This is a genomic window from Kribbella sp. NPDC000426 (assembly GCF_040300265.1).
Classification (GTDB): Bacteria; Actinomycetota; Actinomycetes; order Propionibacteriales; family Kribbellaceae; genus Kribbella.
Window position 1 is genome coordinate 108,436 of the sequence record NZ_JBEPDK010000012.1, and the last position, 19,158, is coordinate 127,593.

The 19,158-nt window shown below is 69.5% G+C and carries 14 protein-coding genes; 10 read left to right on the forward strand and 4 right to left on the reverse strand.

The window, feature by feature from the left end; genetic code table 11:
• Positions 1-3 precede the first annotated feature (3 nt).
• Genes ABT313_RS42765 through ABT313_RS42785 form a run of 5 tightly spaced genes read left to right on the forward strand, consistent with a single transcriptional unit; the run spans position 4 to position 5,682 of the window.
• Positions 4-1,719 (forward strand): ABC transporter substrate-binding protein, encoded by a 1,716-nt coding sequence (locus ABT313_RS42765; RefSeq protein ID WP_350866514.1) that lies wholly within the window; start codon positions 4-6, stop codon positions 1,717-1,719.
• A gap of 39 nt (positions 1,720-1,758) precedes the next feature.
• Positions 1,759-2,757: an ABC transporter permease gene (locus tag ABT313_RS42770; protein WP_350866516.1), complete on the forward strand. Its 999-nt coding sequence runs from the start codon at positions 1,759-1,761 to the stop codon at positions 2,755-2,757.
• 3 nt (positions 2,758-2,760) lie between these two features.
• Entirely contained in the window at positions 2,761-3,696 is a 936-nt protein-coding gene (locus ABT313_RS42775) for an ABC transporter permease (protein WP_350866518.1), read from the forward strand.
• On the forward strand, positions 3,677-4,654 hold the full coding sequence (locus ABT313_RS42780) for an ABC transporter ATP-binding protein (protein ID WP_350866520.1): 978 nt from the start codon (positions 3,677-3,679) through the stop codon (positions 4,652-4,654). Before ABT313_RS42775 ends, ABT313_RS42780 begins: the two co-directional genes overlap by 20 nt.
• On the forward strand, positions 4,651-5,682 hold the full coding sequence (locus ABT313_RS42785) for an ABC transporter ATP-binding protein (RefSeq protein WP_350866521.1): 1,032 nt from the start codon (positions 4,651-4,653) through the stop codon (positions 5,680-5,682). Before ABT313_RS42780 ends, ABT313_RS42785 begins: the two co-directional genes overlap by 4 nt.
• Before the next feature lie 42 nt (positions 5,683-5,724).
• On the opposite strand, the gene ABT313_RS42790 is transcribed toward ABT313_RS42785, so the two are convergent.
• On the reverse strand, positions 5,725-6,498 hold the full coding sequence (locus ABT313_RS42790) for an SDR family oxidoreductase (RefSeq protein ID WP_350866523.1): 774 nt from the start codon (positions 6,496-6,498) through the stop codon (positions 5,725-5,727).
• Between the two features lie 91 nt (positions 6,499-6,589).
• Between ABT313_RS42790 and ABT313_RS42795 the strand changes: the two genes are divergently transcribed.
• The 3 genes from ABT313_RS42795 to ABT313_RS42805 all read left to right on the forward strand — a co-directional run bounded on the left by ABT313_RS42795 (position 6,590) and on the right by ABT313_RS42805 (position 11,564).
• The gene (locus ABT313_RS42795; RefSeq protein WP_350866524.1) at positions 6,590-7,960 is read left to right on the forward strand and encodes an MFS transporter; all 1,371 of its coding nucleotides are present in this window, start codon (positions 6,590-6,592) and stop codon (positions 7,958-7,960) included.
• 197 nt (positions 7,961-8,157) lie between these two features.
• Positions 8,158-10,143 (forward strand): heparinase II/III domain-containing protein, encoded by a 1,986-nt coding sequence (locus ABT313_RS42800; protein WP_350866525.1) that lies wholly within the window; start codon positions 8,158-8,160, stop codon positions 10,141-10,143.
• Positions 10,144-10,211: 68 nt separating this feature from the next.
• Positions 10,212-11,564, forward strand: coding sequence for a peroxidase family protein (locus ABT313_RS42805; protein ID WP_350866527.1), 1,353 nt, complete (start codon positions 10,212-10,214; stop codon positions 11,562-11,564).
• Here the strand turns inward: ABT313_RS42805 and ABT313_RS42810 are convergent.
• The 3 genes from ABT313_RS42810 to ABT313_RS42820 all read right to left on the reverse strand — a co-directional run bounded on the left by ABT313_RS42810 (position 11,542) and on the right by ABT313_RS42820 (position 16,489).
• Positions 11,542-12,885, reverse strand: coding sequence for an NAD(P)/FAD-dependent oxidoreductase (locus tag ABT313_RS42810; protein WP_350866529.1), 1,344 nt, complete (start codon positions 12,883-12,885; stop codon positions 11,542-11,544). The genes ABT313_RS42805 and ABT313_RS42810 overlap by 23 nt on opposite strands.
• A gap of 70 nt (positions 12,886-12,955) precedes the next feature.
• Positions 12,956-15,700 carry an ATP-binding protein gene (locus ABT313_RS42815; protein WP_350866531.1) on the reverse strand — a complete coding sequence of 915 codons (2,745 nt, stop codon included), beginning with the start codon at positions 15,698-15,700 and terminating at the stop codon, positions 12,956-12,958.
• Positions 15,701-15,778: 78 nt separating this feature from the next.
• Positions 15,779-16,489, reverse strand: a complete 711-nt coding sequence (locus tag ABT313_RS42820) for an alpha/beta fold hydrolase (RefSeq protein ID WP_350866533.1) — start codon at positions 16,487-16,489, stop codon at positions 15,779-15,781.
• Positions 16,490-16,627: 138 nt separating this feature from the next.
• Between ABT313_RS42820 and ABT313_RS42825 the strand changes: the two genes are divergently transcribed.
• Both ABT313_RS42825 and ABT313_RS42830 read left to right on the forward strand, forming a co-directional pair.
• Positions 16,628-18,358 carry an L-aspartate oxidase gene (locus ABT313_RS42825; RefSeq protein ID WP_350866535.1) on the forward strand — a complete coding sequence of 577 codons (1,731 nt, stop codon included), beginning with the start codon at positions 16,628-16,630 and terminating at the stop codon, positions 18,356-18,358.
• Positions 18,359-18,403: 45 nt separating this feature from the next.
• The gene (locus tag ABT313_RS42830) at positions 18,404-19,153 is read left to right on the forward strand and encodes a class I SAM-dependent methyltransferase (RefSeq protein ID WP_350866537.1); all 750 of its coding nucleotides are present in this window, start codon (positions 18,404-18,406) and stop codon (positions 19,151-19,153) included.
• The last annotated feature ends 5 nt before the right edge of the window (positions 19,154-19,158 follow it).

Below are 19,158 nucleotides of genomic sequence, written 5' to 3' on the forward strand. Positions count from 1 at the left end.
ACGATGAGGGGCATCACACGCATCGCGGTCGCCGCGATAGCGGTCGGCGCACTGACCGCCGGGTGCGGCGGTGGCGACAAGCCGATCGGGAGCGGGGCGTCGTCGGGCAACCCGTCGTCCTCGACGAGCAGCGGCGGCAGCACCGGGCAGTACAAGAAGGGCGGCACGGTCACCATCGCCAACGTCGGCGGACAGACCTGGCCGTGTCAGTTCAACCCGTTCAACCCGTCGGTCAACGGCGTCGCGGGCGGTTTCGTGTACGAGCCGCTGACGTTCGTCAACGTGCTGAAGGCCGGCGCCACCACGCCGATGCTGGCCACCGACTTCGCCTGGTCGCCGAAGAAGGACTCGATCGTCTTCACGATCCGCGACGGTGTGAAGTGGAGCGACGGGCAGCCGTTCAGCGCCGACGACGTGGTCTACACGTTCAACCTGATGAAGGCGCAGCCCGCCCTGGACATCTACGCGCTGTGGACCGGCGCCGGGCTGACCAGCGTCACCGCGGCCGGCAACAAGGTCACGCTGAAGTTCAAGGGTGCGGCCGAGCCGTACTTCTTCAACTTCGCCAACCAGGTCAACATCGTGCCGAAGCACATCTGGTCGACCGGTGAGGCGGCCTCGAAGCCGGCCACCTGGGCGGACCCGAAGCCGGTCGGCACCGGCCCGTACACGGTCGAGTCCTGCAGCCCCAACAACATCACGTACGCCGCCAACCAGAACTACTGGCAGCCGGGCAAGCCGTACATCCAGAAGGTGCAGTACCCGGCCTACCTGGACAACAACCCGGCCAACCTCGACCTCGCCAGCGGCAAGGCGCAGTGGGGCGGTCAGTACATCCCGAACATCGACAAGTTCTACAAGTCGAAGGCGCCGGAGAACAACTACTGGTTCCCGCCGACCGCCAACGTCGCCCTGGTCCCGAACAACGACCCGTCCCGCCCGGCGACCAGCAAGCTCGCGGTCCGGCAGGCACTGGCCTACGCGATCGACCGCGAGCAGGTCTCGAAGATCGGCGAGAGCGGCTACCAGCCGGCCGCGAACCAGACCGGTGTCGTGACACCGACGTTCGACAAGTACTTCGACAAGGACGCGTTGACGGCTGCCGGGTACGACAAACCGAACGTGGACAAGGCGAAGCAGCTCCTGCAGAGCGCGGGCTACTCGTCGTCCAACCCGCTCAAGCTCAGCGTCATCACGGTCACCGGCTACACCGACTGGGACGCGTCGCTGGCCGTGGTCAAGCAGAACCTCGCGGCCGTCGGTATCGAGCTGAGCGTCCAGGACCTGCAGCAGCAGTCGTACAACCAGAAGCTGTACACCGGTGACTACGACCTGGCCTACTCCAGCCTGTCCGGCGGACCGACGCCGTACTACGAGCTGCGACAGCTGCTGTACTCGAAGAACACCGCGCCGATCGGCAAGCAGGCCAACAGCAACTACTCGCGGTACAGCAACCCCGAGGTGGACAAGCTGTTCGACCAGTACGCCAGCGCGGACCCCGACACCCAGGTCAAGCTGGTCAAGCAGATCTCGGGGTACATGATCAAGGATGTCCCGCTGATCCCGACGACCGAGTCGGTCGACTGGTACCAGTACAACACCAAGGACATCGAGGGCTGGCCGACGCAGGACAACCCCTACGCCCAGCCGGCGCCGTACAACATCCCGGACGCCGGGCAGGTACTGGCCAACCTGTACTCGAAGGCCGCCCAGAAGTAAGCCGGACGTCAATTCACGCGTGAGCACGAGGAGCTGTTTGTGAGGTACCTGCTACGTCGACTCGGGTTCTTCGTGCTCACGCTCTGGGCAGCGATGACCCTCAACTTCTTCATCCCGCGGATGATGCCCGGCAGTCCCGAGGAGGCGCTGCGGGAGCGCCTCAGCAAGGGCGGCTCGGTCGTCACCGCGGAGCAGTTGCGGACCGTCCTGGCCGAGTTCGGCTTCGAGCCGGACAAGAACATCGTCCTGCAGTACGTGGAGTATCTGAAAGCAATGGTCACCGGGCACTGGGGCGTGTCGATCGGCAGCAGCCTCGGTGTCCCGGTGACCACCCTGATCGGCAGCGCGCTGCCGTGGACGCTCGGGCTGGTCGGCATCACGACCATCCTGGCGTTCGCGATCGGTACGCTGATCGGCACGATCTCCGGCTGGCGCCGCGGCGGGCTGATCGACGGCGTCGTACCGCCGGTCTTCATCGTCACCTCGGCGCTGCCGTACTTCTGGGTCGCGCTGCTGTTCATCTCGCTGTTCGCGATCGGCGACCACGCGATCCTGCCCAACGACTTCAACTACGACCAGGGACTGACGCCGGGGTTCAACGGCGAGTTCATCCTGAGCGTGCTGAAACACGGGATCCTGCCGGCCGCGACGATCCTGATCACCGCGGTCGGCGGCTGGATCCTGACCATGCGGAACAACATGATCACCACGCTCGCCGAGGACTACGTGCGGATGGCGCGGGCCAAGGGCATCCCGGGCCGCCGGATCATGTTCGGCTACGCCGGCCGGAACGCGTTCCTGCCGAACCTGTCCGGGTTCGCGATGTCGCTCGGCTTCGTCATCTCCGGCACGATCCTGGTCGAGTACGTGTTCAACTACCCCGGCCTCGGTTACATGTTCTACAACGCCACCGTGAGCACCGACTATCCGTTGCTGCAGGCCCTCTTCCTGCTGGTGACGCTGGCCGTGCTGATCTGCGTCCTGCTCTGTGACTTCGCGGTGTTCCTCCTCGACCCCCGAGCCCGGACGAAGGGATAGCCGATGAGTGCAATCGTCACCGGCGCCGCCGCGCCTGACACGAGTACCGCGGCCCGCCGGCCGCGCGGCGGGCTGTTGCGCGCGATCATGCGCAACCGCAAGGCCATGATCGGCGCCGGCCTGCTGGTGCTGTTCATCCTGCTCGCGGCGTTCCCGGGGCTGTTCGTCCCGGGCGCGCACCACGATCCGCAGGCGATCGGCGACATGCCGCTGCAGGGACCGTCCGGCAAACACTGGCTGGGGACGACCGGCCTCGGTCAGGACGTGTACGCACAGCTGATCTACAGCACCCGCGAATCGCTGGTCATCGCGGTGGTCGCCGGCGCCGGCGCCACGATCCTGTCGGTCCTGATCGGCGTCTCGGCCGCGTACCTCGGCGGGTTCGCCGACGACGGCCTGTCGATGATGACCGACATCTTCCTGGTGCTGCCGACGTTCCCGCTGATCATCGTGCTCGCGACGTACGCCGGTAAGGGCAACCTGACCGTGATCATCGTCGTACTGATCCTGACCGGCTGGTCGTACGGCGCCAGACAGATGCGCGCGCAGGCGTTGTCGCTGCGCAACCGCGACTTCCTCGAGTCGGCCCGGGTCCGCGGCGAGCGGTCGTCGTACATCATCGTGGTCGAGGTGCTGCCGACGATGATCTCGCTGATCGTGGCGAACTTCCTCGGCGCCGCGCTGTACTCCGTGCTCACCGCCGCCGGCCTGCAGTTCCTCGGCCTCGGCGACCCCAACTCGCTGAGCTGGGGCACGATGCTCTACTGGGCCCAGAACCAGGGCGCCCTGGTCAACGGCCTGCCCGCGTGGGCGCTCTCGCCGGGTCTGGCGGTGGCGCTGCTCGGTGTTTCCTTTGCCCTGCTCAACTATGCGTTCGACGAGATCAGCAATCCCGCGCTGCGGCCGGTTCGGAGGCGACGTGCCCGATCAGCTTCTTGAGGTCCGTGATCTCACCGTCGAGTACGACACCGGTGCCCATCCGGTCGTCGCGGTCGACCACGTGGATCTCGACGTACAGGCAGGTGAGTTCGTCGGTGTCGTCGGCGAATCAGGCTGCGGGAAGTCGACGCTGCTGTTCGCGATCGCGCACCTGCTGAGCTCACCGGCCGCGATCACCGGCGGGAGCGTGAAGTTCTTCGGGCAGAACCTGGTCACGATGAACGAGAAGAAGCTCGCGTCGCTGCGGTGGCGGGACTTCTCCGTGGTGATGCAGAGCGCGATGAACGCGCTGAACCCGGTGAAGAGCATCGGCGCGCAGTTCCACGACACGATCATGGCGCACGACGAGGTGGTCGACGACAACCGGCCGGCCGAGGTACTGCGGCTGGTCGGCATCGACCCGATCCACCTGAAGAGCTACCCGCACCAGCTGAGCGGCGGGATGCGGCAGCGGGCGATGATCGCGATGGCGCTGCTGTTCACGCCGGACCTGATCATCATGGACGAGCCGACGTCCGCGCTCGACGTGGTCGCGCAGCGGTCGCTGATGGTGCAGATCAAGGAACTGCAGCGCAAGCTCGGGTTCGCGGTCATCTTCGTCACCCACGACATGTCGCTGGTCAGTCACTTCTCCGACAAGCTCGTGGTGATGTACGCCGGCCAGGTGGTCGAGTTCGGCGCGACGCGCGCGGTCTTCGATCACCCCGAGCACCCGTACAGCGAGGGTCTGCTGGACGCGTTCCCGTCGATCCGCGGGCCGAAGGTGCCGCTGACCGGTATCCCCGGCAGCCCGCCCAACCTCGCCGATCCGCCGCCGGGCTGCCGGTTCCAGCCGCGCTGCCCGAAGGCGTTCGAGGACTGCCCGAAGATCGAGCCGGACCTCTACCAGGTCGGCGCCGTCCAAGCTCGTTGCCTGCTGCACGCACCGTCGATCGCGTCGGCCCGGGAGGTGTCATGACGTCGCTGGATGTTGAACCCGCCGTGACCGAGTCGGCCGCGGCGCCGGTGATCGAGGCGCGGGAGCTGACCCGGCACTTCCGGGTCGGGCGCGGATTCTCGCGGCAGATGCTGCACGCCGTCGACGACGTGAACTTCTCGATCGGGCACCAGGAGATCGTTGCCCTGGCCGGTGAGAGCGGCAGCGGGAAGAGCACGATCGCGCGGCTGCTCGCGGGCGTCTACCGGCCGACCGGCGGGGAGATCTTCTACCAGGGCCGCGCGATGTCGACGTTCAAGTCCCGCAAGGACCAACTGTCCTACCGCGGCGACGTGCCGATGGTGTTCCAGGACCCGTTCAGCTCGCTGAACCCGGCCTTCCGGGTGTCGCACGGCATCCTGCGCAGCCTCAAGCTGCACCGGCCCGAGTTCAGCCGGTCGCAGCGCGAGGACGAGGCCGCGCGGGTGATCGAGGCGGTCGGGCTGACGCCGGCCGGTGACATCATGCACCGGTACCCGTACGAGCTGAGTGGTGGCCAGCGGCAACGAATCGGGTTCGCGCAGGCGCTCGCACACAAGCCGAAGCTGATCCTGGCCGACGAGCCGGTGTCGATGCTCGACGTGTCGATCCGGATCGGCCTGCTGAACCTGATGGCCGACCTGCGCAGCACCGAAGGCGTCTCGTTCCTCTACATCACCCACGACATCGCCAGCGCGCGGTACGTCGCGGACCGGCTGATGATCATGTACGCCGGGCACATCGTCGAGTCCGGTCCGACCGAGTCGGTGCTCGCGAACCCGAAGCACCCGTACACCGACCTGCTGCTCGGTGCGGTGCCGGATCCGCGCGCGCCGCTCGCCGAGGGGATCGAAGGCGACACCGGCGAGCCGCCGAAGGTCATCGACCCGACACCGGGATGCCGCTTCCGCTGGCGCTGCCCGCTGGCAATCGACAGGTGCCACGAGGAGACGCCGCTCCCCCGCCGTCTGGGCGAGAACCACGAAGCGGCCTGCCACGTAGCCGAGCCCGACCCGGGCTTCGCGGCCTGAGAGCCCCGGTCCCGGCGCCGACCCCTGCGGCGCCGGGACCGGTCAGATCGTCGGTGTCAGGCCGCCGTCGAGAATGATGTCCGCACCGGTGAGGTTCCCGGCGCGGTCGCTGGCCAGGAACACCACCAGATCCGCGACCTCCTCCGGGCGCGTGAAGCGGCCCGTGACCGAGCCCTTCGCGGCCTGAGCGGCAACGTCCTTGGGCGCGGCGCCGACGGCACCGCCGACGGTCTCCGCGACGCCGCCCTTGCCCAGCCACAGATCTGTCGCGACCGGGCCGGGGCTGACCGTGTTGACGCGGACGCCCTGCGGCCCGAGCTCCTTCGACAATGACTTGAAGAAGCTCAGGCAAGCGGCCTTGGCGGCGCTGTAGTCGATCACCAGCGGGTCGGGCAGGGTCGCGTTGACCGAGCAGACCGTGACGATGACGCCGGAGCGCTCGACCAGCGTCGGCAACGCGGCACGCGTCGTCCGGACGGCCGACATCAGGTCGAGGTTGAGCGTCTCGAGCCAGTCGTCGTCGGTGACCGAGGCGAACCCGCCGGGGCGCGGGTGCACGCTGCCGACGTTGTTGACCAGGATGTCGAATCCGCCGGCCTTGGTGATCGCCTCGTCGACGAGCCGGCCAGGGCCGTCCGCCGTACCGAGATCGACGGCGAACGCCTCGACCGGCAGCGCTTCGAGTTCGGCGCCAACGGTGCGCGAGCCCGCGACCACCTTCACCCCTTCGTCGACCAGCGAGCGTGTGATCGCCAGTCCGATTCCTCGGCCCGCACCGGTCACCACCGCCGTCTTCCCACCCAGCTGCAGATCCATCCGCAGTACCCCCTTCCGCGGAGAACGCTACCGCGTCCGGCCGCCGGAATATTGTTCGACGTACATCGAACAGCGACGTAGGGTGGGGCGCATGCCCCTGGAACACCGTCGGTCGGTTGTCGCGCTGGCCCTGATCGCCTCGTTCATGGTCTTCGTCGACGGCACGATCGTGAACGTCACCCTTGCCCAGCTTGCCACCCACCTGAACGCGTCCCGCGCGGAGCTGGAGTGGTCGCTCAACGCCTACACACTCTCGTTCGCGGCGCTGATGCTCGGGGCCGGGGCGATTGCCGACACGCTCGGTGCGAAGCGGGCGTTCCTGACCGGGCTGGTGGTGTTCACCGCGTCGTCCGCGGTGTGCGCGGCGGCCGGTTCGATGCTGATGCTGAACCTCGCCCGGCTCGTCCAGGGCGCGGGCTCGGCGCTACTGCTGCCGAGTGCGCTCGTGCTTGCGACCGCGTCGGCGACCGACGAGCACAGCCGCCACCGTCTCGTCAGCTGGTGGGCCGCCGCGGGTGGCGCCGGGATGGCGGCCGGTCCTCTCCTGGGCGGCGGCCTGGTCGCGCTTGCGAACTGGCGAGCGGTCTTCGCGGTCAACGTCGTGATCGGCATCCCGGCCGCGATCTGGGCAGTCCGCTCGATGCCTTCCGTCGTACGCCGAGCCTGTCGGCTGGATCTTGCGGGGATGGGGACGGCCACTGCGTTCATCGGTGGGCTGGTGTTCGCGTTGATCGAGGCGCCAGCGCGCGGGTGGCTGGATCCGGCGGTGCTGGGCGCGGCCGTGCTGACGGTCGCAGGGCTGGTCGCCTTCATCTTCGTGGAGCGTTCTGTCGGGGCGCCGCTGCTGCCGCTCAAGCTGTACGGCGACCGTGGCTTCGCGGCGGCCGCTGCGCAGGGCACGCTGCTCAACTTCGCGTTCTACGGCGTGCTGTTCACGATGAGCCTGCTGCTCCAGCAGGGCCGCGGCCTCAGCCCGTTGGTCACCGGTCTCCTGTTCCTCCCGCTGACCGGCCTGATCTCGATCGCCAACCTCTGCTCGGCCCCGCTCGCCCGCCGCCTCGGCCGCCCCGCCGTACTCGCCATCGGCCAAGGCATCCTCACCCTCGCGCTCCTCGGGCTCGCTTGGGCCAGCACCTCGTCCGTCGTCTGGCCGATGGTCCTCGCCCTCGTTCCCATCGGCTTCAGCTCCGGACTGCTCGTCCCGACCATGACGGCCCAGTCCATCGCCGCCGTAGAACCCGATCTGCACGGCGCGGCCTCGGCCGCTTTCAACACCTCCCGCCAGATCGGCGGCGCCATCGGCGTCGCCACCTTCGGCCCGCTCCTGGGCACGGCCCACAACCTCAGCTCCGGCTTCATCACCTGCACGATCGTCGCTGCCGCCGCGAGCGTCGCCGGCCTCGGTGTCACCGTCTTCGCCGCCACCATCCGGCGCACCCGCGTCCCGGTCCCTTCGGCGTGACCGCGGCCGGGCAATTACGAGGACGGCGGGGGCCGGATCCACCGGGGATTTCGGTCCGGCCGGAAACCTTCCTCACGATGCGGTGACGGAGCTTGAACAAATCGCTCGTCCGGGCTGCAATCGATGGGGCCGGATGCAACGAATCGGGTGGGTCGGAGCGTCTTGCTTGGTGAAAGCCGGGCCAGGAGGGGGAGCGAGTGGCGTCGCAGCGCACGAGGCGGTTGAGCACGACCGTCGCGCTGACGCTTGCCTGCGTCCTGGTCTGTGGTGTGGCGTTCGCCGGCGCCGTCTTCGTGCTGATGCCCGGCACCCGCGACCGCAGTACGCCGGTTGCCGCCGCCGGCTCGCCGACGCCGAGCCGGCCGAAGCCCGGTACGCCGAGCCCGAAGCCCACCCTGCCGGATTCGACCGACGAGCCGCTCCCGGGCGTCGACACGCCGGCCACTCCCCCGCCGGCGACACCGGTCGCCAACACCGGCACGTACGAGTGCCCCGGCTACAGCGGCATCCAGGTCCCGGTGTCGATGCTGATGAACGACACGTTCTCGTGGGGCGACGATCCGCCGTACAAGGTCGGCAACGGGAACGGCGACATCAACTGGCGCTCGGACCCGTACAAGAAGCCGAGCTGGTACATGTGGCTGCATTCGCTGCGCTGGCTGGGTAACGGCATCGAGGCCGGGCAGCGCGGCGACCGCGAGGTGCTGGCGCACACGATGGCGATCATCCACGACTGGGTGCGGGACAACCCGTACTCGTGGAAAGGCGACGTCGGCGCGTGGGAGGCCACGATGCACCGCACGAACGTGCTGCTCTGCGCGCGCCAAGCCGTGCTGACCGGCATGCATGTCCGCACGCTGCCGGCGCAGTACGCCTGGCTCGACAAGGCGCTGATCGACCATGCGCAGTTCATGATCGTGAACTTCAGCGGTATGTCGAACCACGGGACCGACGAGAGCATCGCGCTGTTCGGGGTCGGCTGCACGCTGAAGCGGCCGGAGTTGAAGACGCTCGCCGTCAACCGGCTGACCGAGGCCATCACCACCGCGATCGACGCGCAAGGCTCGACGAACGAGCAGTCCGTCGGGTACGCGATGTTCAACTACCTGCTCTGGGGCCGGGCGACCACGGCCATGCAGCGATGCGGTTCGAACCCCGGACCGGTGATCTCCCAGCGGCGGGCCGCGCTCTCGGAGTGGCTGGCGCTGGCGACCAAGTCGACCGGTGAGCTGCAGCAGGTCGGCGACGCCGTAGCGCAGAAGCCGACCGGGGCGGCGGGGACGGCGCTCGACTACGTCGCCTCGCTCGGCAAGCGCGGGACGAAACCGCCGAAGCGCGTCGCGGTGTACGACGCGGGGTACGTCTTCGGCCGGACCGGGTGGGGCGAGACACGCCCGTTCGCGCAGGAGTCGACGTACAGCATCCGGTACGGCGCGGCGCGCACGCTCCACGGTCACGACGACCACATGTCGATCACGTACTCGTCGCACGGCCGCGACGTACTGATCGACCCGGGGCACTCGGGCTACCAGCTCGACAAGTGGCAGGCATGGTCGAAGAGCGCGGCCGCGCACAACGTGATGACGATCCCGTCGGCGGACATGGCGTCGGTGCCGACGCAATTGGTGCAGGCGTCGATCACGCCGACCGCGGAGTCGTACTCGCTGGCCGATTCCCCGGCGCCGGGCGTGACCCGCAAACGCGACGTACTCGTCCTCAAGGACCCCGACCTGATCATCACTCTGGACCGCGGCCAAGCCGTCGGTTCGGAGCGCTACGAGACCCTCTGGCACTTGGCGCCGGGCCAGAAGGTCGCGGTCCAGTCCCCCACCACGGCCGTTGCGGCCAAGCCGGGCGACAAGTCCAAGACCTACCTGCTCCAGATCCCGTACAAGCAGCAGCCGCCCAGGGACGCCATCACGGTCGTTCAGGGCCAGCAGGACCCGGTGCAGGGCTGGTACTACCCCGACATCTTCCACCGGGAGTCGGCTCCGGTCGTGAAGTTCGGCCGCAACGGGACGAGCGCCACGATCCTGTCCGCCATCGTCCCCGCCAACTCCACCGAAACGGTCACCTACAAGACCCGGACGGTCGGCACGATGTTCTTCGTCGACCTGACCGTCGGCGCCCGCAAGACCACCATCCGAGTCCTCCCCGACGGCCGCCTGACCCGCATCAGCTGAGTGCCCCGGTCACAAGGTGCATGCTTGGGCTGTCTTTCCTGTGGATTGGAATCTTCGGGAGGTTGGGAATGAGCATGCATCCGGCGGCGCGGGACCACTGTCTGAGTCTGGTGCGCAGTGTGGATCGGCCGACTGGCGGGGCGCGGTACGGGCGGATGTTTCCGCGACTCGAGCCGTTGGGCACGGATCCGCATCTGCTGATGCGGGCCGGCAGCGACGGCGGGGTCTGTGATGCCGCGGCGGCACTGGATCTCGGCGCCGGCGGGGACGACGCGGAGCAGGCGGCGGGGTGGCCGTTCTTCGGGCAGCTGCTCGCGCACGACACGACCGCGGACCGGTCGCCGCTGATGGGCGGCGTCGAGACGGATGCGTTGCGCAACTCGCGATCGCCGCGGCTGAATCTCGAGATGCTGTACGCCGACGGGCCGATCGGCTCGCCGTACATGTTCGACGTGAACGATCCGGCGAAGTTCCTGCTCAGCCCCGACGGGTACGACGTACCGCGGAATCCGCAGGGGATCGCGCTGATCGGGGACCCGCGCAACGACGTCCACATCTTCACGCTGAGTCTGCATGTGGCGTTGCTGCAGGCGCACAACCGGATCGTCGACCACCTGCGGGCGCACGGGCTGCCCGAGGAGGACGTGTTCGACAAGGCGCGGATCACGCTGACCTGGCACTACCAGTGGATCGTCGTCCACGACTTCCTGCCGCGGTTGGTCGGCCGGGAGTTGGTCGACGAGGTGCTCCAGGACGGCGGGAGGTGGTTCCACCCGGAGCCGCTGAACGCGTTCATCCCGCTGGAGTACGCCGATGCCGCGTACCGCTACGGGCACGGTCAGATCCGGCACGCGTACCACCTGGTCGAGGGCGGGCCCGAGCTGCCGCTGTTCCCCGATCTGGTCGGATTCGGCCCGCTGCCGGTGGACCATCGGCTCGACCTCGCGCAGATCTTCGACGTACCGGGGCGTCCGCGGGCGCAACGGGCGAAGCGACTCGACGGGCGGCTGGCGGCGAGCCTGATCGGGTTGCCCGAGCGAATCACCGGTGCGGTCGACGAGTCGGCGTACCGGTCGCTGGCCGTTCGCGACCTGCTGCGCGGCGACACGACCGGTCTGCCGAGCGGCGAGGAGGTCGCCAAGCTCCTCGACGTACCGCCGCTGGACTCCTCCGTCACCGGTGACATGTGGCGCGGCGGTACGCCGCTGTGGTTCTACATCCTCAAGGAGTCCGAGCACCTCGGCGACGGGGACCGACTCGGTCCGGTGGGCGGGCGGATCGTGGCCGAGGTACTGATCGGGCTGCTGCGCGCAGACCCGTCGAGCTACCTCAGCCTCGAGCCGGACTGGCAGCCGATCCTGCCCGCCGCCGGTGACGCGTTCGGCCTGACCGACCTGCTTATCCCGGCCGGCTCGCGCTGAGCGCCCGCGCCTTGGCCTCGGTCTCGAACGCCTCGCGCGGACTCTGGACCGAGGCCAGCGACACGATGTCGCGGCCGTAGCAGAACGCCACCAGCCAGATCGCCAGCACCCGGATCTTGCGGTCCCAGGTCGGGACCGCAAGGACGTGGTACCCGCGGTGCATCAGCCAGGCGAGCACACCCTTGATGACGAGCCGCTTGTACTGGAAGATGCCGGTCCCGAGACCGAGTGTCGCGATCACGCCGAGGCTGTGGTGCTCGTAGTCCTTCGGCGGCCGCCCGCGCAGCGAGCGCAGCAGGTTCTTCGCGAGCAGCTTCCCCTGCCGTACGGCGTTCTGCGCGTTCGGCACCGTGTACGCGCCCGGGGTCGACGAGGCGAGGTCGGGAACCGCCGCGTCGTCGCCGGCCGCCCACGCGTCCTCGACCACCTCGGCGTCGGTCCCGATCCGCAGGTCCGCCCGCACTTGGACCATCCCGCGCTCGTTGTGCGGCAGGTCGGTGTGGTTGCGCAGCAGGCGGGTCGCGGCGTTGCCCGCCGTCCAGACGATCAGCTCCGAGTCGAACTCGGACCCGTCCGACAGCACGACGTGCCCGTCGTCGGCCGACTGCATCGTGGTGTTGAGGTGCACGACCGCGCCGCGCTTCTCGAGCATCTTCACGACCCACTCGCCCGGCTTGTCACTCACCTCGGGCAGGATCCGGCCGCTCGCCTCGACCAGGTGGAACGCGAGGTCGCTCTCGGACAGCTCGGGGTACTTCTTCAGCAACGCTCGCGCCAGCGACAGCAGCTCCGCGAAGCCTTCGACTCCGGAGAACCCGCCGCCGACGAATGTGACCGTCAGCAACTTCCGCCGCAGCTTGCCCGGCGCCAGCCCGGCCGCCTCGTCGAAGGCGGTGAACAGCCGGTCCCGGATCGCGACCGCCTCCTCGACATGCTTCATGCCGATCGCCCGCTCGGCGACGCCCGGTACGTCGAAGGTCCGCGTCACCGCACCCGCGGTCACGGCGATCACGTCGTACGTCATCGTGTAGTCGGCGCCGTCCGCGGGCCGGATCGTCACCGTGCGGTCGGCATGCGAGATGTTCACGACCATCCCGGACACGATCTTCGTCCGCTCGAGGTTGCGCCGCAGCGACACCGCCGCGTGCCGGGCCTCGACCGAACCGGCCACCACCTCGGGCAGGAACGGCTGGTACGTCATGTACGGCCGCGGGTCGACCAGGACCACCTCGGCCTCGTCCTGCCGCAGCTTCTTCTCCAGCCGCCACGCCGTGTAGAACCCGGCATACCCGCCGCCAACCACCAGGATCCTGCGCACCATTTCTCCGTCCCTAGAGGTCCTTGGAGTCCCCATCATGTAAGACACCCCGCGCCTGCCGATTGTGACGGGCTCAGGGGCGGAGCTGTTTGCGAGAGCTGATCCCCAGCTTGGCGAAGACCTTCCGCAGATGCCACTCCACAGTGTGCTGACTCAGGAACATCTGCGCCCCGATCTCGGCATTCGTCAGCCCGGCGCCCGCCAGCTCCGCGATATGAGCCTCCTGAGCGGTCAGCGAGTCCCGGTCGGTACTGCGGTCGGTCCGGTGGTCGTCCAGCGTCTCGCCGGTCGCGGTCAGCTCCCGCCCGGCCCGTTCCGCGAACGCGTCCGCACCCGCCGCGGAGAACAGCTTGTACGCCGTCCGCAGCTGCCCACGAGCATCCTGCCGGCGGCCTTCCCGGCGCAGCCATTCGCCGTACACAAGGTGGGTCCGGGCCAGGTCCATCCGCATCCGGGTCCGGCTGAGCCGCTCGATCGACTCCTGGTACGCCGTCTCCGCCGCCGCCCCCGTCGACAGCAGACCGGTCGCCCGCGCCAGCACCCCGAGCCCCCAGTCCGTCCGGCATGCCAGCGCCTGCTCACGCAAACGCCCGTACCCCTCGGCCGCCTGCTCCGGATGGCCGGCCCGGACTGCTGCCTCGACCAGGTCGGGCAGCACCCAGTTCGCCGGGCCCAGCTCCTCCGGATACTCGGTGGCGGCAAGCGCTGCCGCCAAGGCCTCGGCGTACTGCGACTGTCCGATGCTCAGCAGCGCGCTTGTCATGTGGCCGAAGGACACCGCACCGCCCTCGCCGCGGGCTGCCGAGTCCTCCAGGCTGCCGGCGATCATCGGCGCGGCGTCGGGCCGTCCCCGCCAGGCCGCGAGCGCGACCTCGCCGTACGACGCCAGCTCGACGCCGGTCGCTTCCCGGATGGTCCTGACCTCGGCCAGCAGCGTCGCCGCGGCGCCGAGTTCGCCGGCGTACAGGTCGAGCATCACCCGGTGGTGCAGGACGAGCGGCAGTTGGTTCAGGTCGCCGAGGTCACGGGCGATCCGCAAGTGCCGTGCGGTGAGCACGTCCCAGTTGTCGTCGTCCCAGAGGTTGACGGCGAGGAGAGCCGCGAGCCACATCCAGGTCAGGTCGTCGGCGTCGGTGGTCCCGTTCTCGGCCGAGAACGCCTGCATCGCCTCAGCGGCCGGCTCGACCACGTCGGGATAGCCGTCCGCGAACAGCGTCGTGACCGCGCGGTAGATCAGGTCCCGCTTGCGCGGCGGTTCGGACGACGGCACCGCCTGCGCGAGCCGGGTGATGTAGGCGATCCCGGCCTCGCTGCCGAACCGCCCGGCGAACTGCGCGGCCGCGACGGCCTCGAGATAGGTGTCGCGGGCGAGGCGCAGATCGAGCGGCTCCAGCCGGCGGGCAGCCTCGAGCAGCAACGGCAGCGCCGCCACACTGTGACCGGACGCGAACGTCAACTGGGACCGCACCAACTTGACCCGCGCCTCGTGCAAACCGCTGACCGGGCCTTGCGTCGCGGTGTTCAGCAGGCGCAGCGCGGTCTCGAACGCGCCGGCCGCCAGGCTGACCTGGGCCGCAGCGAGGGCGCGAGTCGAGCGGGTCGCCGGGTCCGGTGTCAGCTCGGTCGCCCGCTGGAGGAACGCGGACGAGGCGGCCATGCCGCCTCGTCGTTGTGCTCTGGCCGCCGAGCTGACCAGCTCGGCGGCGACGTCCTCGTCCGGCCCCGACGCCCCCTGCGCCCGGTGCCAGGCGCGCCGGTCGGGATCGAGGTTCGGGTCGATCGCCTCGGCGAGCGCCTGATGGACCGTACGTCGCTCCGACGGGTCGGCCGACCGGTACGTCGCCGACCGGACGAGCGGATGCCGGAACCGGACCCGCGCGGCGATATCGATCAACCCCGCCGCCTCGGCAGCCTCCGCCGTACGCATCGGAACGCCGAGGGTCGTCAGGGCGCGGACCAGCAGCGGTACGTCGCCGACCGGCTCGGCCGCCGCGGTCAGCAGCAGCCGTTGGGTGTCCGTCGGCAGGTCCTGCACGCGGCGGGCGAAGTTCTGCTCGATCTGATTCGCGATCGGACGGGCATCGGGCCGCTCGAACCCGCCCGCCAGCTGGGCCGCGGTCAGGCCGCGCGGCAACTCGAGGAGAGCGAGCGGGTTGCCGCGGGTCTCGGCAACTATCCGGCCGCGGACATGCTCGTCGAGCCGCCCGGGTACGACGGAGTCCAGCAGGGAACCGGCGTACTCGTCGGCGAGGCCTCCGACCGGCAGCTCCGGGAACCCGCGCCACTCCGGGCCGGTGACTGGCTCGCGGAGCGAGAACACGAGTCCGATCCGGTCGGCGAACAACCGGCGTCCGACGAAAGTCAGGGTCTGAACCGAGGCCTGATCCAGCCACTGCGCATCGTCGATCACGCACAGCAGCGGACTCCGATCCGATGCCGCGGACAACAGAGTGAGCGTCGCCGCGCCGATCAGGAACCGGTCCGGCGGCCCGCCGGCGCTCAACCCGAACGCGACCCCCAACGCGTCCCGCTGCGGATCCGGCAGCCGGTCACGGAGCTCCAGGAGCGGCAGGCACAGTTGATGGAGTCCGGCGAACGGCAGCTCCATCTCGGACTCGACCCCGGCGGCCCGCACGACGCGACAACCCTCGGCGCGGCCGACCAGGTAGTCGAGCAACGCGGACTTGCCCATGCCCGCCTCGCCGTGAACAACCAGCACCTGGCCCGAACCGGAGCGCACGCCGGCCACGACCTGGTCGAGGCGCCCGCACTCCGGCCGGCGCCCTCGAAGCTCCAGTTCGCTGCCGCTCGTGGTCATCGCAGTCTCCCCAGCAGAGGCTACGGGCGAACAGCGATACCCGTACAGGACCCGCGGGTAACGGAAGTGTCAGCGTTCTCAGGCGTTCATGGCCTCCAGGATCGTGGCCGTGACAGCCTCGGGCTGCGAGACGCTCAGAGCGTGCGAGGCGCCCGCGATCTCGCGGGTGTTCTTGGCGCCGGCGCGCTCGGCCATGAAGCGGTGCAGGGCGACCGGGATGTTGAGGTCGAGGTCGCTGAACACGAACCACGACGGCGTCGACTTCCACGCCGGGCTGTCGGTCGCCAGGTTGCCGGTCAGTGCGGCCTCGGTGGCGGGGCGCTGCGTCGCGGCCATCAGCGCGGCCTGGTCCGCCGGTACGTCGGCGCAGAACTGCTGGCGGAAGACGTCCGGCCGGATCGCCAGGTCGTTGCCGCCGGTGCTGACCGGATACGCGTTCAGGGCGTCGCCGAGCGTGCTGCCCGGGAACTTGGCGGACAACGCGAACGCGCTCTCGCCCTGGTCGGGTGCGAACGCGCACACGTAGACCAGCGCCTTGACCGCGTCGTTGTTCGCGGCGGCCTCGGTGATCACCATGCCGCCGTACGAGTGGCCGACCAGGACGACCGGCTTGCCGATGCCGGCGATCACGTCGCGGACGTACTGCGCGTCGCCCTCGAGGCTGCGCAGTGCGTTCGGCGCCGCGACGGCCTCGATCGACCGCGCCTGCAGACGCTCGATGACGCCGTTCCAGCTGGCCGATTCGGCGAACGCGCCGTGGACCAGGACGACGACCGGATTCTCGCTCATGGGTTCCCCTTCTGTGTCTGTGTGCCGGACTCACTGAAGAGACCGGACAGACACGGTGGTTGTGACCGGCGAGACAGTCACAACCGGGCGCGCTGCGCTGTCCTGGTTGATGAGAGCACCGAGCGCCAGGGAGAGCCAATGAGCATCACCGAACAGCAGATCGCCACGTCGGTCCTGGTGATCGGAACCGGTGGTGCCGGTCTCCGTGCCGCGATCGAGTTGGCGGAGCAGGGCGTCGAGGTGCTCGCCCTCGGCAAGCGCCCGCGTTCGGACGCGCACACGTCGCTGGCGGCCGGCGGTATCAACGCGGCGCTGGCCACGATGGATCCCGAGGACACCTGGCAGCAGCACGCGGCCGACACGCTGCAGGAGAGCTACCTGCTGGCGAACCCGATCACGGTCGAGATCGTCGCCCGGGGCGCCGCCCGCGGGATCGAGGACCTCGAGCGCTGGGGTATGCCGTTCGCCCGCGAGGCGGACGGCCGGATCTCGCAGCGGTTCTTCGGCGCCCACACCTACCGCCGTACTGCGTTCGCGGGCGACTACACCGGACTGGAGATCCAGCGGACGCTGGTCAACCGCGCGGTGCAGCTCGGCGTACCGATCCTGGACACGGTCTACGTGACGTCGATCCTGGTCAAGGACAACACCGTCTTCGGGGCGTACGGGTTCGACCTGACGACCGGGCGGCGCTACGTCATCCACGCCGACGCGGTGATCCTGGCGGCCGGCGGCCACACCCGGATCTGGCGGCGTACGTCGTCCCGCCGCGACGAGAACACCGGTGACGCCTTCCGGCTCGCGGTCAACGCCGGTGGGCGGCTCCGCGATCCCGAGCTCGTCCAGTTCCACCCGTCCGGGCTGATCGAGCCCGAGAACGCCGCCGGCACCCTCGTCTCCGAGGCGGCCCGCGGCGAGGGCGGGCAGTTGCGCAACGCGCTCGGCGAGCGGTTCATGGCCCGTTACGACGCGGAGCGGATGGAGCTGTCGACGCGGGACCGGGTCGCGCTCGCGGAGTACACCGAGATCAAGGAAGGCCGCGGCACCCCGAACGGCGGCGTCTGGCTGGACGTGTCCCACCTCTCCCGGGAGACGATCATGCGCCGGCTCCCGCGCGTCTACCAGACCCTGCTCGAACTGCAGATGCTCGACATCACCAAGCAGCCGATCGAGATCGCCCCGACCGCGCACTACTCGATGGGCGGCGTCTGGGTCCGGCCCGAGGACCACGGCACCGGCGTCGACGGGCTGTGGGCGATCGGCGAGGCGGCCAGCGGTCTGCACGGCGCGAACCGGCTCGGCGGCAACTCGTTGATCGAGCTGCTCGTGTTCGGGCGGATCGTGGCCGAGGAGGCCGCGAAGTACTCGATCGGGCGGCAGGCGCAGCTGCGCTCGGCGGACGCGGTCGGCGCGGCCCGGGCCGAGATCGACGACCTGCTGGCGAACGACGGCCCGGAGAATGTCCGCGCCCTGCAACGGTCGCTGCGCGACACCATGACCGCGCGGGCCGGCGTCGTCCGCGACGAACACGGCCTGAACGCCGGGCTGTCCGAGCTGGCCGAGCTCGAGGAACGGATCACGCAGGTCGGCGTACATCCCGACATCGCCGGCTTCCAGGACCTCGCGCACGCCTTCGACCTGAAGGCCTCGGCGATGGCCGCCCGGGCGACGCTCGACGCCGCCCTGCTACGGCGGGAGTCCCGCGGCTGCCACAACCGGTCCGACTACCCCGAGCTCGACGACTCGCTGCAGGTGAACTTCGTCTGGTCGGGGCCGGGTCAGATCGAGGCCGAGCAGATCCCGCCGATCCCGGACGAGTTCCGGCGGCTGATGCGGCACGTCTCCAGCGACGGGAAGCTGGTCGAGTGAGGTGGCCGGCTTGCCGACTGGGTACCGGCTGGTCGAGGTGACCAATTGACGTCCCAGGCGATGGTCGCCGAGTTCGACGAGGTGGCCGCGTGGACCGCGGAGGCTGTGGGCGATCTCGGTGACGAGCACGCGATTCCGGCGGCCTGCCGCGGCAGCGCCAGCCCGGCCGCCCTCGCCTGGCTGGCCGAGGCGTGCGAACTGTCGGCCGGCGATCGGCTGCTGGACGTCGGCGCGGGCAGCGGCGGTCCGGCGGCCTGGGCCGCCAAGCGCTTCGGCGCACGCCCGATCCTCCTCGAACCGATGCCCGCCGCCGGTCGTGCCGCGTCGAGGCTGTTCGGCCTCCCGGTCCTCACGGCCGACGGCCAGCGCATCCCGCTCCGCACCGGCTCGATCGACGTGGCGTGGTGCCTGGGCGTCCTCTGCACCGTCGAGGACAAGGCCGCCGTACTGCGCGAGATCCACCGCGTGCTCACCCCACATGCGTCACTCGGGCTCCTGGTGGTGGTCGCCGACGAGCCGATCGCCGATCCGCCCGACGGCAACTACTTCCCGCTCCAGTCCGAGCTCGTCGACCTGCTGGGGGCCTGCGGCTTCGACCTGGTCGAGCAGACCGAGCGGCCGGCCGCAGTACCCCTGTCCTGGACCCGCCGCGCGCAGGAAGTGACCGCGCTGATCTCCGCCCGCTACCGCACTCATCCTGCCTACGCGCTGGCCCGTCGCCAGGACACCCGCCTCGCCGACCTCTTCGACCGCGGCCGGCTTTCACTCCAGCTCCTGCACGCCGTGTCGCTCTGATGGGG